This is a genomic window from Kribbella italica, from assembly GCF_014205135.1.
Classification (GTDB): domain Bacteria; phylum Actinomycetota; class Actinomycetes; order Propionibacteriales; family Kribbellaceae; genus Kribbella; species Kribbella italica.
Map to the genome: position 1 here is coordinate 5,615,295 of NZ_JACHMY010000001.1, position 15,906 is coordinate 5,631,200.

Sequence of the window (15,906 nt, forward strand, 5' to 3'; positions counted from 1 at the left end):
GCCTAGGTTGTGGGCATGGTGAAGGCGACGGGGCAGACCAAGTCGAAGGCGGCGGGCAAGTCGCCGTTCCAGTGCTCGGAGTGCGGCTGGAGCGCGGCGCGCTGGATCGGGCGCTGCGGCGAGTGCCAGGCCTGGGGCACGGTCGTCGAGGTCGGTGCGCCGAAGGCCGCGCGGATCACCGCCGGCCCGGTCTCGTCGCCCGCGATGCCGATCGCGCAGGTGTCCGCGGTCGAGGCCGAGTCCCGGGCGACCGGGATCGGCGAGCTCGACCGCGTGCTCGGCGGCGGTGTCGTCCCGGGCGCGGTGATCCTGCTCGCCGGTGAGCCCGGTGTCGGCAAGTCCACGCTGCTGCTCGAGGTCGCGGCCCAGTCCGCGCGCAACGGGCACCGCACGCTGTACGTCTCCGGCGAGGAGTCCGCGGCGCAGGTCCGGCTGCGGGCCGGGCGCACCGACGCGCTGGTCGACGAGCTGTTCCTCGCGGCCGAGACCGACCTGGGCGCGGTCGTCGGTCAGGTCGACGCCGTCGAGCCGTCGTTCCTGGTGATCGACTCCGTGCAGACGATGGCCCACCCGGAGGTCGACGGCGCTCCCGGCGGGGTCACGCAGGTCCGCGAGGTGACCGGTGCGCTGGTCCGGCTGGCCAAGGAGCGCAACATCGCCGTCGTCCTGGTCGGCCACGTCACCAAGGACGGCGCGATCGCCGGTCCGCGGATGCTGGAGCACCTGGTCGACGTCGTGCTCGCGTTCGACGGCGACCGGCACTCCGGCTTCCGGATGGTGCGCGCGACCAAGAACCGGTTCGGCCCGTCCGACGAGGTCGGCTGCTTCGACATGGTCGACACCGGCATCGTCGAGGTCAGCGACCCGACCGGCCTGTTCGTCTCCGAGCACTCCGAGCCGGTCGCCGGCACCTGCGTGACGGTGATGATGGAGGGCCGGCGGCCGTTGCTGGCCGAGGTGCAGGCGCTGGTCGGGCCGTCGTCGGCGCCGCAGCCCCGGCGTACGACGTCCGGGCTGGAGTCGTCGCGGGTCGCGATGGTGCTGGCCGTGCTGGGCAACCGGGCGGGCGTGAAGCTGCACGACCACGAGGTGTACGTCGCGACCGTCGGCGGGGTGAAGATCACCGAGCCGGTCGCGGACCTGGCGGTGGCGATCGCGGTCGCGTCGTCGGTCACCGACAAGCCGATCCACCCCGGCCTGATCGCGATCGGCGAGGTCGGCCTGGCCGGCGAGGTGCGCCGGGTCGGCGGGCTGGAGAAGCGGCTGGCCGAAGCGGCCCGGCTCGGGTTCACCAAGGCGATCGTGCCGGCCGACGTACCGAACCGTGGCAAGGACCTGAAGCCGCTCGACATGCAGGCCAAGTACGGCCTGCGCGTGTTCGCCGCGGGCGACATCCGCGCCGCGATGCACGCCGCCGGCATCTTGTAACCAGTCTCACAACGGTGAGACGGGTGTCCACGGCCTGGGTCCTCATTACGTACTCTGGTGGACGGCCCACCCCTCCCCGCGGCCGCCCACGAAGGAGTTCCCATGACCGGATCCAGAGTTGTCGCGCTCGGCCACTACCAGCCCGAGCGGGTGCTCACCAACGCCGAGCTCGCCACGATGGTGGACACCAACGACGAGTGGATCCAGAGCCGGGTCGGGATCAAGGAGCGCCGGGTCGCGGCGCCGGACGAGCAGGTCGACGAGATGGCCTGGCGGGCCGCCGAGAAGGCGATCGCGAACGCCGGCCTGGACAAGTCCGAGATCGACTACGTCGTGGTCGCCACCTGTACGGCGATCGACCGCTCGCCCAACATCGCCGCCCGCGTCGCCGCCCGCCTCGGCCTCGGCCACCCGGCCGCCCTCGACATCAACACGGCCTGCTCCGGCTTCAGCCACGCGCTCTCGACCGCCGACCACGCGATCCGCGCCGGCGCCGCGTCCAAGGCGCTGGTGATCGGCGTCGAGAAGCTGACCGACTTCACCGACTGGACCGACCGGACCACCTGCGTCCTGGTCGGCGACGGCGCCGGCGCGCTCGTCCTGGTCGCCAGTGACGAGCCGGAGGTCGGGCCGGTCGTGTGGGGCTCGGTGCCGGAGATGTCGGACGCCGTACGGATCGAAGGCGGCGGCAAGTTCGCCCAGAACGGGCAGAGCGTCTTCCGCTGGACCACGACCCAGCTGCCGGCGATCGCCAAGGAGGTCTGCGAGAAGGGCGGGATCGCCCCCGAGGACCTCGGCGGCGTCGTGCTGCACCAGGCCAACCTGCGGATCATCGAGCCGCTGGCCAAGAAGCTCGGCGCGGTCAACGCGGTCGTCGCCCGCGACGTGGTCGAGTCCGGCAACACCTCGGCGGCCAGCATCCCGATCGCGCTGTCCAAGCTGGTCGAGCGCCGCGAGATCCCGGTCGGCGCCCCGGTCCTGCTGTTCGGCTTCGGCGGCGGCCTGTCGTACGCCGGCCAGATCATCCGCTGCCCCTGAGACCCGCCGTACCCACGACAACTCGCGGGCTCCTGAGTGATCGCGACCACCCGCGGCTCGCGACAAGTCGGCACGCGCGAGCCCCGCTCCCGGCGGGACGCGCCGTACCGCCGACAAGACTTTTTCGCGCTCGCCCCAGCTCCGAGATCGTTGACCTGTGAGCCTTCCAGGCCGTCACGACACCCCGGCACGGTCACGGACGACGGGAAATGTTGGTGCACGCGTCGAGTGCACATTCGGATGCACGGGCGTTTGCAGACGCCCGGGACAGGAGCCGTGGCTCCGGGGCCTTTCGCTCACACCACGGCGCCGACCCGCATAGACTCAGTGACCGTGGCCCCGAATTCCGACAAGAACAGCACCAACGCCCGGATGCGTGCGACCCTCGCCGCCGTGGCGCCTGGTACCGAGCTGCGCGAAGGCCTGGAACGAATCCTGCGCGGGCGCACCGGCGCCCTGCTGGTCCTCGGACAGGACAAGGTGGTCGACTCCATCTCGACCGGTGGGTTCGAGATCGAGGTGCCCTTCACCGCCACCGGCCTGCGTGAGCTGAGCAAGATGGACGGCGCGATCATCCTCGACCGCGACATGAGCCGAATGCTGCGCGCCGCCGTGCACCTGATGCCGGACCCGTCGATCCACACCGAGGAGACCGGCACCCGGCACCGCACTGCCGACCGCGTCGCCCGGCAGACCGGCTTCCCGGTCATCTCGGTCTCGCAGTCGATGCACATCATCGCGCTGTACGTCGACGACCAGCGCTACGTGCTCGAGGACTCCGGCGCGATCCTGTCCCGGGCGAACCAGGCCCTGGCCACCCTCGAGCGGTACAAGCTGCGCCTGGACGAGGTCTCCGGCACGCTGTCGGCGCTGGAGATCGAGGACCTGGTCACCGTCCGGGACGTCGCGGCCGTCGCGCAGCGCCTCGAGATGGTCCGCCGGATCGCCACCGAGATCGACGGCTACGTGGTCGAACTCGGCACCGACGGCCGTCTGCTCACGCTGCAGCTGAACGAGCTGGTCGCCGGCGTCGCGGGCGAGCGCGAACTGGTGGTTCGCGACTACCTGCCGCCCGCGACCGGCCGCCGGGCCAAGACGGCGGACGACGTACTGCTGGAGCTGGACGCGGTCAGCCCGACCGACCTGCTGGACATCGGCCAGGTCGCGCGGGCCCTGCAACTCGGCGGGGCCGAGCAACTGGACGCGGCCGTGACCCCGCGGGGGTACCGGCTGCTCGCGAAGGTCCCGCGCCTGCCAGGCGCGGTGATCGACCGCCTGATCGAGCACTTCGGCCACCTGCAGAAGCTGCTGGCCGCGAGCATCGACGACCTGCAGACCGTCGACGGCGTCGGCGAGAACCGCGCCCGTACGGTCCGCGAGGGCCTGTCCCGGCTCGCCGAGTCGAGCATCCTCGAGCGGTACGTCTGACCTTCAGCACCACCAGCGCGGCGCCGGCAGCTCTCTGCCGGCGCCGCGCTTTTGTGTGCCCGGGTTGCTTCCACGGCAGCGAATGAGTAATACTCCACGTGGAATAATCCGGATGGAGGAACCGTGGCCGAACTGACCCCGCTGGCGATCGCCGTCCTGGCGCTGCTGAACGAGGGGCGGATGCATGCCTACGAGATGTACCAAGTGCTGCTGAAACGGCGGAACGACCGGCTGGTCAAGGTCCGGCCCGGCTCGCTCTACCACACGGTCGAGCGGCTGGCCGGGCAGGAACTGGTCGAGGCGACCGGCACCGAGCGCGCCGGCAACCGGCCCGAGCGGACGACGTACGAGATCACCCCGGCCGGTCAGCAGGCGCTGGTCGCGCGGGTGGAGGCCGGGATCGAGACCTACACCTACGAGTACCCGCTGTTCCCGGTCGTGCTGAGCGAGGCGCACAACCTGGAGCCCGCGGACGCGGTGGAGCGGTTCCGGCGCCGGGTCGAGCAGCTCGACCGCGAGCTGGAGGACCTGGCCACCGCGCTCGCCGAGGTGCACGAGCGCGGGGTACCGGAGGCGTACTGGATCGCCGCCGACTTCAACCGGAACCAGCTGACCGCCGAGCGCGACTGGCTGGCCGGCGTCATTCAACGGATCGAGAGCAAGGAACTGGTATGGCTGCATCGCCGCAAGCGGTGACCCCGACCGACCGCCCCTGGCCGGCGCTGTGGGCACTGGTGCTCGGCTTCTTCATGATCCTGGTGGACTCGACCATCGTGTCGGTCGCGACACCGGCGATCCTGACCGACCTGAAGGCGGACGTCAGCAGTGTGGTCTGGGTGACCAGCGCCTACCTGCTCGCGTACGCCGTACCGCTGCTGATCACCGGCCGGCTCGGCGACCGGTTCGGCCCGAAGAAGCTCTACCTGACCGGTCTGACGCTGTTCACGCTGGCGTCGGTCTGGTGCGGGCTGACCGGGTCGATCGAGATGCTCATCGTGGCCCGGATCTTCCAGGGCCTCGGCGCGTCGCTGATGACGCCGCAGACGATGGCCGTGATCACCCGGATCTTCCCGGCCGATCAGCGCGGCCGGGCGATGAGCCTGTGGGGCGCGACGGCCGGCGTGGCGACGCTGGTCGGCCCGATCCTCGGCGGCGTCCTGGTCGACGGGCTCGGCTGGCAGTGGATCTTCTTCATCAACGCGCCGGTCGGCATCGTCGGCTTCGTGCTGGCACTGCGGCTGGTGCCGGACCTGCCGACCAACGAGCACAGGTTCGACCTGCTCGGCGTCGCACTGTCCACGATCGGCCTGTTCTGCCTGGTGTTCGGGATCCAGGAAGGGCAGAAGTACGACTGGGGCCAGATCACCGGGCCGATCTCGGTCTGGTCGCTGATCATCGCCGGGCTGGTGGTGATCGCCGGATTCCTGCTCTGGCAGGCGAAGAACAAGGGCGAGCCACTGCTGCCGCTGTCGCTGTTCAAGGACCGGAACTTCTCGCTGGCCAACACCGCGATCACCACCGTCGGCTTCGCGATCACCGCGATGACGTTCCCGCTGATGCTGTACGCCCAGAGCGTGCGCGGTCTGAGCCCGACCCGGTCGGCGTTGCTGCTGGTGCCGATGGCCGTGATCTCGGGAGCGCTGGCGCCGTTCGTCGGCCGGCTGACCGACAAGGCGCCGCCGCGGTTCATCGCGGGCTTCGGACTGCTGTGCTGCTCGGTGTCGCTGTTCTGGCTGAGCCAGGTGATGGAGCCGACCGTGCCGATCTGGCAGCTGCTGCTGCCGATCGCGCTGCTGGGTGTGGCGAACGGGTTCATGTGGGCCCCGCTCGGGACGACCGCGACGCGGAACCTGCCGTACCACCAGGCCGGCGCGGGCGCCGGCGTCTACAACACGACGCGTCAGGTCGGCGCGGTCCTCGGGAGCGCGGGCATCGCCGTACTGATGGAGTCGCGGCTGGCCGCGAACCTGCCGGCGGCGCCGGGCGGTACGTCGGAGCCGAGCTTCGCCGGGAAGTTGCCGGAGGCGATCCACCAGGGCTTCAGCGACGCGATGGCGCAGTCGTTGATGCTGCCGGCGGCGGTGCTGATCATCGGTCTGGTCGCCGCGCTGTTCTTCACGCGGCCGTTGCACCTGCAGGACAAGGCGTACGCGAGTACGGCGAAGGCCTCGGACCAGGGCTGAGGGCTAGGGCTAGGAAGCGACGATGTAGAAGGCCTGTGCGGCGGACGCCTGTCCGTCGTACACGGCCTTGGCCACGTAGGTGCCGGGCTTGGCCACCGGCTGGCCGGGCAGGCAGCCGGGGCCGGAACGGCGTCCGTCCCAGGCGACCGTACTGGTGGATTGCTTGCCCTTGGCAACGAGGAAGGTGGCCCGCGGCACGGTCTGCTCGCACTGGGTGGTGGACCAGATCTGGTCGGCGCCCGAGGTGATCGTGAGCGAGAGCAGGGTCGGGTCGATCGCGGCCTTGCACTCGCCGCGGACGGCGCTGAGCTGGATCGCGAAGTTCAGCGAGCCGCCGTCCTTGATCGAGCGGACGGCGGGGAGCACGTTCACCCGGACGTCGCGGCCGGCGCACGCCTCCGGGGCCTCGGGCGTCTTCGGCGTCTCCGGGGTGTTCGGCTTGTCCGTCGGCTTCCCGGTCGGCTTGCCGGTGGGCGGCGGGGTCTTGGCCGGGGTCTGCTCGTCGGTGGACGGCGTGCTGGTCGGGTCGACCGGGGCTGCGGGCGTCTCGCCCTGCTGCGGGCTGCCGGCCGCCGTATTCTCCGGCTTGTCGCCGCCCCCGCCGATCAGTCGGCCGAACAGCACCAGGACGACCACCAGGGCGACCAGCAGCAGGCCCCTGCGGAACCAGTAGACGCTGGCAGGCAGGTGCCCGACCGGACGGAGCATGCTGCTCATGTCCGCACCTTAGTGTCAGGATTGAGCCCGACATGTCAGACTCGCCGCTTTCCCTCGCTTCGGCCTTGCACGCCCCCGTGCTGCAGTGGTACGCCGTCAACGCCCGCACGCTGCCCTGGCGGGAGCCGGACGCCGGGGCGTGGGCGGTGATGGTCAGCGAGTTCATGCTGCAGCAGACACCGGTCGCGCGGGTGCTGCCTGCGTACGAGGTGTGGATGCGGCGGTGGCCCAAGCCGGGTGACCTGGCCGCAGAGCCGCCTGGTGAGGCTGTACGAGCCTGGGACCGGCTCGGCTACCCCCGGAGGGCCCTACGGCTCCACGCGGCCGCCAAGGCGATCGTGGAGCTGCACGGCGGGGAGGTGCCGTCGGACCACGCCGCTCTGCTCGCGCTGCCCGGGGTGGGGACCTACACGGCGGCTGCCATCGCGTCGTTCGCCTTCGGCCAGCGGCACGCTGTCGTGGACACCAACGTGCGCCGGGTCTTCGCCCGGGCCCTCACCGGTGTCGCACAGCCCACCATCTCCCCCACTGCTGCCGACCAGCGCCTGGCGGTTGCTGCACTGCCCTCTGACCCGACTGTCGCTGCCCGCTGGGCCGTAGCCACCATGGAGCTCGGTGCCCTGGTCTGCACCGCCCGAGTCCCCCGCTGCACCCAATGCCCGATCAGCACTCAGTGCGCCTGGATCTTGGCCGGCTCCCCGCCGTACGACGGTCCACCCCGCAAAGGCCAGACCTACGAAGGCACCGACCGCCAGGTCAGAGGCCGACTCCTCGCCGTACTCCGCGCTGCCACCGGCCCAGTCCCGAAGAAGTCCCTGGACGCCTGCTGGCCGGAGGAGATCCAACGCGAAAGAGCGTTGGACGGTCTGGTCGCAGACGGTTTGGTCGAGCCGTTGCCTCGCAACCGCTACCAACTACCTCACTAGAAAAAAGACATGCTTGAGGCCGGCTTCTCCCCTTGCGGGGAGGGCCGGCCTCAACGCGACGGAGCAGTGGTGGAGTCTGCTCAGTTCTTCTTGCTCGACGTGGCCGTCTCGTCCTCGTCGTCGGCGAGCAGGTCGAGCGGCATCGCCGGGCTGCCGGACAGCGTCGCCAGCATCTGGCGGACGTTGGTCAGCTGCGCGTTGATGCTGTCCCGGCGCTGCGTCGCGGCGGCGAGCTCACGCTCGGACTCGGCGCGGATCCGCTCGGACTTGTCCTTCGCGGCGGCGACGATCTCCTGCGCCTGACGGTTCGCGTCGGCCAGCTGCTGCTGGGCCAGGCGCTCCGCCTCGGACCGGGACCGGTCGGCCTCGCGCTGCACCTGAGCCGCGCGGTCGGTGACCGCGGCCAGCTGCTGCTCGGCCAGCGCCGTCCGGGCGGCGAACTCCTGCTCGACCTTGCCGCGGCGCTCGGCCAGGGTGGTCTCGAAGGCAGCCGCGGCCTGGGCGGACTTGGCCCGCTCCTGCTCGTACAGGGCCTGCGCCTCGCTGCGCCGCGCGTTCGCGTCGCGCTCGGCCTCGTCGCGCATGTCGTCGGCCTGGGTCCGGGCCTCCTCGAGGATCCGGGCGGCCTCGGCGTCGACCTCGCTCTTCCAGTCCAGGGAGTACTGCTCGGCCTCCTTGCGGACCTTCTTCGCGTGCGCCTCGGCGTCGGCGACGATCGCCTCGGCGTCGGTCCGGGCCCGGGTGACCAGGTCGCGCGCCTCGTCGTCGGCCAGCGACAGGATCTTGGCGACCCGCTCACCGAACTCGGTGAACGTCGGCGCACGGTCCTTGTTGTCCTCCTGCGCCGAAATGACAGCCGACTCGGCCGCGTCGGTCCGGGTCTGCAGCTCCTGTACGTGGCGCTGCAGCTGCTCGGACTGCTGCTGGAGGGCGGTCAGCGAGGTGGTCAGCTCCCGAACGTGCTGATCCACCTGGGCCGGCTCGTAGCCACGCAGAACGGTGCGGAACGGGGTTGGTGCTTCACTGCTCATGTCTTCAGATGCTCACTTCGACTGGTGGGTGGATCACACATTGTCACTGACAAGGATCTGACTGTCACGTCCTCATCCTGATTCCCCCGTGGAACCCTCGCTGGAGGACATTCCACCATCAACGCGGAAGCCGGGTACAGCGAGTGCCTCGATCACACCCGAAAGCTGGGTGAGCTCCTTGGTGATCTCGTCGCGGCGCTGGTTCAGCGCGGCGACCCTCGCCTCGGCGTCGGCGAGAAGTTTTCGGGCCTGCGACCGCAGCTCGTCGGCGTGCGCGCGGGCCTGCGCCTCGAGCTGCTGCGCGTCGGCGCGGGACTTGCGGATCAGGTCGTGCGACTGGCGCTGCGCGTCGGCCAGGTCGTTCGCCGCGCGCTCGCGCAGTACCTGCGTGCTCGCCTCGGCCTCGGCGACCCGGCGGTTGGCCCGGTCGACGATCTCCTGGGACTCGGCCTCGGCGGTCGCCTTCAGCCGCTCGGCCTTGGCCTGCGCCTGGACGGTGACCCGCTCGGCCTGCTGACCGGCGTTCTCCATCGCGGCCTCGGCCTGCGCGGTCGCCTGCTTGAGCGCGGCGTTGGCCTGGGTGGTCTGCTCGGCGTTCTGCCGGGTGATCTCTTCCTGGGTCGCCTTCAGCCGACTGGTCGAGCGGCTGATCACGCGGCGCAGGTGGGCGCGCTTCTCGCGCATCAGCTCGACGGCCTCGGTCCCGGCCTTGTCCCGGATCGCCTGCGCCTCGGACTCGGCCGCGGCGACCAGCTCGGCGACGGTCTTCTTTGTCCACGCGGTCTGCTTCTCGGCCTCGGCCATCGCGATCTCGGCCGCCTTGTTGGCGTCCTCGACGATCCGCTGCGCCTCCGCGGACGCCGTCCGCCGGTCCGCCTCGATGCTGTCGACGACCAGCTTGGCCTGGGCGCGGGCGTCGGCCATCAGCCGCTCGTTGGCCGCCGCGGCCTCGGACTTCTGCCGGCCGATGTCCTCGACGGCCTCGGCCCGGAGCTTGTCGATCTCCAGCGAGATCGCGGCCAGCTTGGCCCGCTCGGTCTCCTCCAGCTCCGCCGTACGCCGTTCGAGCTCGGCCCGGTTCTCGCCCCGCAGCCGCTCGATCTCGGCGTGCGCCTCGGTGATCTCGCCGCGCGCCTTCTCCCGGGCGGCCTCGACCTCGCGCTCGACGGAGACCCGCAGGTCCTTCGCCTCGGTCTCGGCCCGCGAGATCAGATCGGCCTCGGCCCGTACGGCGGCCTGCGACACCAGGGCGGCCTGCTCACCGGCGTCGGCGACCAGCTGCTGCGCCTCGCGCCCGGCCCGCTCGACGTTCTGCGCCGCGGCCTCGCGGGCTTCGCGTGCCTCGACGAGCAGCTCGTCGGCGTCGGCCTTGAGCTGCGCCGCGGTCGTCTCGGCCTCGGCGATCCGTCGCGCGGCCGCGGCCTCGGTCTCTTCCTTGAGCTTGTCGACAGCCGTCTGGGTCTCGGCCTTCAGCTTCTCGGCGGCGGCCTCGGACTCGGTCCGCACCCGCTCCGCCTCGGCCTCGGAATCGGCCACCAGCTTGGCCGCAGCGGCCTCCGAGTCGGTCTGAACCTTCGCGGCCGCCGCTTCGGAGTCGGCCTTCAGCTGGGCCGCAGCCGCCTCGGAGTCGGCGCGCAACTTCTCGGCCGTCGCCTCCGACTCGGTCCGGACCTGCTCGGCCGCGGCCTCCGCCTCGCCGCGGTGGTCGTCGGCGCCGGCCTTGATCCGGGCCGCCGTCATCTCGGCGTCGGCGATCCGCCGGGCCGCCGCGGCCTGCGACTCCGCCCGCAGCTCGTCGGCCGCCGTCTGGGTCTCGGTGCGCAGCTTGTCCGCGGCGGCTTCCGACTCGCTCCGGCGCCGGGTCACCTCGTCGTCGACCTCGACCCGCAACTGCTCGGCCGCCGACTCGGACTCGGACTTCAGGCGGTCCGCCGTACCGGTCGCGTCTTCCCGGACCTTCGCGACCTCCGCGGCCGCTTCGTCGCGCAGGCGCGTCACCTCGGCCGCGGTGTCGGCGCGCAGCTTCGCGACCTCGGCGGTCGCCGTCGCCCGCAGCTGCTCGGTCTCGTCGGCCGCCTCGGCGCGGACCCGCTCGGACTCGGCCTCCGCCTCGGTCCGCAGCTGCGCGGCCGCACGGTCGGCGTCGGCGAGCAGGCGCTGGGCGGACGCGGTCGCGTCGCCCCGCAGCTTCTGGGCCGCGCTCTCGGCCTCGGCCTTGAGCTGCTCGGCCTGCGTCCGGACCTGCTCGGCCTCGCGCAGGGCGGAGTCGTTCTCGTGCTCGGCCTGCTCGCGCAAGGTGTCGGCGATCCGCTGCGCGCGCTCCAGCACGCCACCCGCTTGCCGCACGCCAAAGGAACCGGCGTCGACGACCGGTTCCTGGGTCAAGGGCAGACGCGGTGCGTCCATGCGACGAGATGATTCCATCTCCGGCCCCCTCTCCAACAGTCCGGGTCCACTTGGCGCAGTCATGCTCTTACAACGAGCCACAACCGGCTACGGGTAGCTTCTTTTTTATGCCGTTGCGTGATCTTCCCACTGAATCGAAGGCCGCAACGGGCCTGCTCCAGGCGCAACGACTGCGGCACCGCGTGACCGTACGACGGACAGGGTGGCACGGTCCAGCACTCGCCGGACTCGCTGTGGTCGCAGTGGTTTCGGTGCTGCTGCCGGGCCCGGCAAGTACAGGCTGTTACCTCTGGCGGGCCACCACCCAACCAGTCGGCGGACGTGGTCCGGCCCTCGCGCTGCCGCTCGCGATCATCGTCGTAGTCCTCGCGGATCGCTTGTGGGCGGACAGAATCGCGGTACGCCGGCAGGTGCGCGGCTGGGCCGCCGTGGGACTTACCGTGCTGACCGCTGTGGTCTGGACTGGTCTGGTGGTCCAGGGCCGATCGGGTTGCGCCACCTCACCGGCTGTGATCGGCGTCGTCGTGTCCGGAGTGCTCGCGGCGTCGGTCTGCGCGCACTGGGCGACCCGCAATGTGCCGGTCGACGAACTGCTCCCGGAGCGCCCCGAAAAATCTTCGGACGAGCCGCTGAACCAGTCCGAATTGCGGGCAACCTTTGTCCAGCTCTGCGATTTCGTCACGGCTGGACCCCCTCGGCGGTCCGCTGCGGCGCTCCTGACAGCGGCAGCCGCAGCACTCCTCCTCCTCTCGACTCTGCTGCCCTGGCGCGCGCTGGTAGACCCGGTCGCACTCGGCCCAGCCGGCGCCGAGGCCGGTCTGCTCCGCTCCCAGCTCTGGGAGCTCTCCTACGCGTTGCCGTGGGCAGTGCTCGTCGCCGTACTCGCCCTCGGCACGCTCGCCCTCTCCTCCACCTTCGTACGACGTCCAGCCGCTGCCGCGACGGGCGCACTGACCGTCGCCGGCACCCTCCACTCGCTCATCCAACTCCCCCCAAGTCTTCCGGACGGTGTCGGCTACCGGCCGGGCATCGGTGCCTGGGTTGCGCTCTCCTTGGGCGCACTGCTCGTCGTGCTAGCCCTGCTGCCCTTGCGCCAACTTCCACTCGTCGCGGCCGCTGCCCTGGTCGGCGTGCTCGGCGGATTGCTCGTGCCTCGGGCAACTGCCGCGTCGTACGAGCCTGAGGTGGTGGCCGGCTCACCGCACCGGCTGCTGAACCTCAACGGCGGCCAACTCGAGGACCCGCTCGGCATGCGCGTCGCGATCGGTACGTCGGATCCGCTCGACTCCATCGCCGGCAATCTCGACGGCTCATCAGGCGAGTGGCTGCTCGGCCGGACCGGGTCGGAGGGCTCGACTGTCTTCGCGTATGCCGACGGTGTCGCCCTCCCGCAGGTCGCACTGAGTCATGGCGCCACTCCGCCGGCTCTGCTCGGTGTGGCCGACCACCGGATGCTGCTGCTCGCCGGTGGCGCCGGCAACCGGCCGTGGGCCGTCCTGTCGGTCCCGCTCGACCTGGTCTCGGCGGACATCAGCCTGAGCCACCGCGACCCGGACGGCCGGTACTACGTGACACCTGGCGTCGAGGTCCTCGCCAGCGGCACCGGACCGGCCCTGACACACCGGAACGCGGACCGCTCGATCGTCATCTGGGGCGGCACCAGCAGCTGGGAGATCCCGGCTACGGCCCTGCGGCCCGGGATGAAGCTGGACGACTTCCTGGTGAACCCCGGGCCTGGTGCTCCCGGCAACTCGGTCTCCCACGGTCCGGACGGCACCGTCGCCTGGCGGACGAGTCAGACGGGTCTCGCGCTTCGCCGGCCGGGCGCTGGAGCCGTGCAGCTCGCCGGTGTCGCGCCGGCCGGCTGTCCGCTGAGCGGTGACATGGCCAGCTCGTCGTTGACCGTCGAGGCGTTCGCGGTGGACGTGCGCGGCAACCTGTGGATCGGCGGGAGTGCTGTGACCGCAGTGGTCACGCCGGACGGCGTACTGCGGCCGCTGCCGACGCGTGTCGCCGGTGTGGACAGCATCGAGGCCCGGCCCGACGGGTCCGTCGTACTGGGGGTCTCGCCGGGTGGCGGGGACCAGGTGCTCGTCGTACCGGATGCGGCTGCGTCAGCGGCGTCGTACCCGGCTGCTGGTGAGCCATCGGCCCGGTGCGATCGGCGGAAGCCGGCTGGCGGCAGTACGCCGTACCGGGTGAGTGTTGTCTCGCCTGTGCCGGTGGTGGATCCGCCGGTGGACGTGGAAGGCCAAGCAGGCAAGGCGGTTCCGGGTTCGGGCTCGCAGCTGGCACTGGATGCTGGTGGTCGACTGGTGCGGATGCGGGTTCCTAATGCCGCGCATGTGTGGGCTCCTGATGGGCGGGGCGGTCTCTGGTGGACCGTGGCGAGTCGTAGCAAGCCGTCTACCGAGCTGGGCGTTCACCTGAAGGCAGGGCGGGCGACTGTGGTCCGGGACCCGTTACCGTCGAGTCCTGAGCAGCGCGGCGAATCGGCTGCCGCAGCGGGCGACCTCCTGGTCAGTGCGATCGGTGGTGGGCAGTACAACTTCTACGGCGCGGCGGTGAAACGCCTTCAGGTGAAGGGGAAACTCCGTGCGCTGGTCCAGCTGCCGTCCGACGCGATCGCGATGGTCGTGGACGAGCGGTTGGTCCAGGTCGAGCCCGACGGCCGGGAGACCGTCCTGCTCGGTGGCTCGTCGACCGGCTGGCCGGTGTCGGCACCCGGAGTCCCTGCGGCCGAGCGGACGACCGACGGCAGCTGGTTCACCGGGCCGGACGGCAGGCCCTGGGTGTACGACGGCACGCACCTCACACGGGTCGACGGGCCGGGCCGGGTCACCGTGATCGCCGGGCCGGCCGACGGTGTGCCGCAAGCGGCGGACGAGGTGACCGTCGTCGGCAGCACGCTGTACTTCGAGCTGGGCCACGACGTGATCCGTCTGGAGGTTCGGTGATGCCAGAGCTGCCTGATGAGGTGCTGCCGGACAAGCTGGCTGCCGCGGAGAAGCGGCTGGGCGTCGTACAGCACCGTTGGTTTGCCGTGGCCACGTTGCTCGCCACACTGCCTGCTGGAGTGGCCCTCCTGCTGCCGTGGGCCTTCAGCCGACGGCTCGGCCAGTCCGTGTGGCAGCTGGGCATCGAGACCCAGCCGACGCTGGCTCTTGCCTGGCTGGCTGGGCTGCTGGCCGCCGTACTGGCTCTGGCTCTCCGGCCCGGCCAGCTGGCGCAGGCGGCGACTGCTGTCTCCGGAGTCGTCGCGCTGATCTACGCAGCCGGCGGTTGGCAGGCCAACACCGCCAGCGCCCTCAGCGACACCTGGCCCGGCCCTGGTCCCGCGGTGGCCCTGGTCACCGGTCTGATCTGGGTCCTCTGCGCCAGCGCCCAGCTCATCGCGGACCACCCGCACCCGGTCGAGCCGGACGCCGAGGCCCTCGCCACCGCCGTACGGCGGCTCCGCCAGAACCGCTGAAGTTCACCCGTGCGAGGGAACCGAACCCCTCGCAGGACGGAGGCGCTCGAGGCCCCTCCGGTCGCACCGTGGAAGCACACGAGCACCGGAGGATCCACATGACCAGCACCACCGCACTACCTACCCGCACGAGCCGCCTCCCGGTGGCAGTCGCCGCCCTGTCCCTTCTGTACGGCGTCCTCGGGGTCGCCTGGTTGCTCGGCGCCGACTGGTACCCCTTCGGCCCGACCGGCACGGACGGCGACAAGGTCTCGCCGCTGGCCTTCGTCTCCCAGGACCTCGGGGCCGGGCTGGTCGCGGTGCTCGGCGTACTCGGCGTACCGGCCGCGTGGGGTCACACACAGACCACGTGGACGCCGTCGGCGTACCGGCCGCTGCTGCTCTTCACCGCCGCCCAGGCCGTCGTCTTCGGCCTGCTTGCGCCGACCATGAGCGTGGTGATCGTCACCGGGTACCTGCTGGTCCTCGTCGGGCTCCCGGTCGGCTTCGGCTTCCTGGTGGCCGGCGCCTGGCGTCAGCCGGTCACCCGGGCGCTCCTGCTCGGCGTACTCGCGCTGGCCGGTGTCGTGCAGTTCACCACCGGGCTGTTCGACTGGCAGGCGTTCCGCAACCTCGGGTCGGCGCTGGCCGACGTACCGGAGCGGGTCGGCACCCAACCGCTCTTCGTCTTCGGGGCGTTCCTGCTCGGCGTCGGCTGGGCGGTGCTCGGCGTACGGGGTCTGCGTACGGCTCGAGGCCGCTGCGTCGACTGTGGCCGTCCCGGTGCCTGGTGGACCCGGCCGGAGGTCGCCCGCCGCTGGGGCTTCTGGGCGACGATCGTCGCCGTGCTCTGCCCGATGCCCTACGCCCTGCTCCGGATGACCTGGCTCCTGCCGAACCCGGTCGGCCTGGGCATCGAGGCCTCCGACCTCGACGCCGACCCCGGCCTGAAACTCTTCGGCCTGGGCCTCGGCCTGATCGCCCTGGCCTCCGGCATCGTCACCCTCGGCCTGATCCGCCCCTGGGGCGAAGTCTGGCCCCGCTGGATCCCGTTCCTGGCCGGCCGTCCGGTGGCGATCAAGGCCGCCGTCATCCCCGCCGCCTCAGCCGCCGCCCTCCTGCTGGTCAGCAGCATCTCCATGGTCCAGTTGCTCTGGCTCCCCGAATCCTCGGTCGTCACCAACGTCGGCAATCTCCTGCTGTTCCCGTTCCCACTCTGGGGAGGGTCGCTGGCCGTCGCCACCGCCGCCTACTACTACCGCCGCCGTAAGTCCTGTACGACGTGCGCCTAGCCGCCC

The 15,906-nt window shown here is 71.2% G+C and carries 12 protein-coding genes; 9 read left to right on the top strand and 3 right to left on the bottom strand.

Annotated features, from left to right (window positions below; all coding sequences use genetic code 11):
• Positions 1-15 precede the first annotated feature (15 nt).
• The 5 genes from radA to HDA39_RS26125 all read left to right on the top strand — a co-directional run bounded on the left by radA (position 16) and on the right by HDA39_RS26125 (position 6,077).
• On the top strand, positions 16-1,428 hold the full coding sequence (radA, locus tag HDA39_RS26105) for a DNA repair protein RadA (protein ID WP_184799382.1): 1,413 nt from the start codon (positions 16-18) through the stop codon (positions 1,426-1,428).
• 102 nt (positions 1,429-1,530) lie between these two features.
• The gene (locus HDA39_RS26110) at positions 1,531-2,466 is read left to right on the top strand and encodes a beta-ketoacyl-ACP synthase III (RefSeq protein ID WP_184799384.1); all 936 of its coding nucleotides are present in this window, start codon (positions 1,531-1,533) and stop codon (positions 2,464-2,466) included.
• Between the two features lie 333 nt (positions 2,467-2,799).
• Complete coding sequence (gene disA / locus HDA39_RS26115; RefSeq protein ID WP_337925897.1) at positions 2,800-3,894, top strand: DNA integrity scanning diadenylate cyclase DisA; 1,095 nt, start codon at positions 2,800-2,802, stop codon at positions 3,892-3,894.
• 123 nt (positions 3,895-4,017) lie between these two features.
• Complete coding sequence (locus HDA39_RS26120; RefSeq protein ID WP_184799386.1) at positions 4,018-4,590, top strand: helix-turn-helix transcriptional regulator; 573 nt, start codon at positions 4,018-4,020, stop codon at positions 4,588-4,590.
• A complete protein-coding gene (locus HDA39_RS26125) occupies positions 4,566-6,077 on the top strand; it encodes a DHA2 family efflux MFS transporter permease subunit (protein WP_184799388.1) in 1,512 nt (503 codons plus the stop codon). Before HDA39_RS26120 ends, HDA39_RS26125 begins: the two co-directional genes overlap by 25 nt.
• 9 nt (positions 6,078-6,086) lie before the next feature.
• Here the strand turns inward: HDA39_RS26125 and HDA39_RS26130 are convergent, their stop codons facing one another.
• Positions 6,087-6,794, bottom strand: coding sequence for a superantigen-like protein SSL4 (locus HDA39_RS26130; RefSeq protein ID WP_184799390.1), 708 nt, complete (start codon positions 6,792-6,794; stop codon positions 6,087-6,089).
• Between the two features lie 32 nt (positions 6,795-6,826).
• On the opposite strand from HDA39_RS26130, the gene HDA39_RS26135 reads away from it, so the two are divergent.
• Positions 6,827-7,720, top strand: a complete 894-nt coding sequence (locus HDA39_RS26135) for an A/G-specific adenine glycosylase (RefSeq protein WP_184799392.1) — start codon at positions 6,827-6,829, stop codon at positions 7,718-7,720.
• A gap of 80 nt (positions 7,721-7,800) precedes the next feature.
• Here the strand turns inward: HDA39_RS26135 and HDA39_RS26140 are convergent, their stop codons facing one another.
• Together HDA39_RS26140 and HDA39_RS26145 are read right to left on the bottom strand one after the other, a co-directional pair.
• Positions 7,801-8,751, bottom strand: a complete 951-nt coding sequence (locus HDA39_RS26140) for a DivIVA domain-containing protein (RefSeq protein ID WP_184799394.1) — start codon at positions 8,749-8,751, stop codon at positions 7,801-7,803.
• 72 nt (positions 8,752-8,823) lie between these two features.
• Positions 8,824-11,157, bottom strand: a complete 2,334-nt coding sequence (locus tag HDA39_RS26145) for a kinetoplast-associated-like protein (protein WP_238356150.1) — start codon at positions 11,155-11,157, stop codon at positions 8,824-8,826.
• Positions 11,158-11,390: 233 nt separating this feature from the next.
• Between HDA39_RS26145 and HDA39_RS26150 the strand changes: the two genes are divergently transcribed.
• The 3 genes from HDA39_RS26150 to HDA39_RS26160 all read left to right on the top strand — a co-directional run bounded on the left by HDA39_RS26150 (position 11,391) and on the right by HDA39_RS26160 (position 15,900).
• The gene (locus HDA39_RS26150) at positions 11,391-14,114 is read left to right on the top strand and encodes a hypothetical protein (RefSeq protein WP_184799398.1); all 2,724 of its coding nucleotides are present in this window, start codon (positions 11,391-11,393) and stop codon (positions 14,112-14,114) included.
• The gene (locus tag HDA39_RS26155; protein ID WP_184799400.1) at positions 14,114-14,629 is read left to right on the top strand and encodes a hypothetical protein; all 516 of its coding nucleotides are present in this window, start codon (positions 14,114-14,116) and stop codon (positions 14,627-14,629) included. Before HDA39_RS26150 ends, HDA39_RS26155 begins: the two co-directional genes overlap by 1 nt.
• Before the next feature lie 98 nt (positions 14,630-14,727).
• Positions 14,728-15,900: a hypothetical protein gene (locus HDA39_RS26160; protein ID WP_184799402.1), complete on the top strand. Its 1,173-nt coding sequence runs from the start codon at positions 14,728-14,730 to the stop codon at positions 15,898-15,900.
• Positions 15,901-15,906 lie beyond the last annotated feature (6 nt).

Coding starts and splice junctions, on each gene's coding strand:
- radA (WP_184799382.1), top strand. CDS start 16: ATGGTGAAGGCGACGGGGCAGACCAAGTCGAAGGCGGCGGGCAAGTCG.
- HDA39_RS26160 (WP_184799402.1), top strand. CDS start 14,728: ATGACCAGCACCACCGCACTACCTACCCGCACGAGCCGCCTCCCGGTG.
- HDA39_RS26135 (WP_184799392.1), top strand. CDS start 6,827: ATGTCAGACTCGCCGCTTTCCCTCGCTTCGGCCTTGCACGCCCCCGTG.
- HDA39_RS26130 (WP_184799390.1), bottom strand. CDS start 6,794: ATGAGCAGCATGCTCCGTCCGGTCGGGCACCTGCCTGCCAGCGTCTAC.
- HDA39_RS26140 (WP_184799394.1), bottom strand. CDS start 8,751: ATGAGCAGTGAAGCACCAACCCCGTTCCGCACCGTTCTGCGTGGCTAC.
- HDA39_RS26155 (WP_184799400.1), top strand. CDS start 14,114: ATGCCAGAGCTGCCTGATGAGGTGCTGCCGGACAAGCTGGCTGCCGCG.
- HDA39_RS26125 (WP_184799388.1), top strand. CDS start 4,566: ATGGCTGCATCGCCGCAAGCGGTGACCCCGACCGACCGCCCCTGGCCG.
- HDA39_RS26145 (WP_238356150.1), bottom strand. CDS start 11,157: ATGGACGCACCGCGTCTGCCCTTGACCCAGGAACCGGTCGTCGACGCC.
- HDA39_RS26110 (WP_184799384.1), top strand. CDS start 1,531: ATGACCGGATCCAGAGTTGTCGCGCTCGGCCACTACCAGCCCGAGCGG.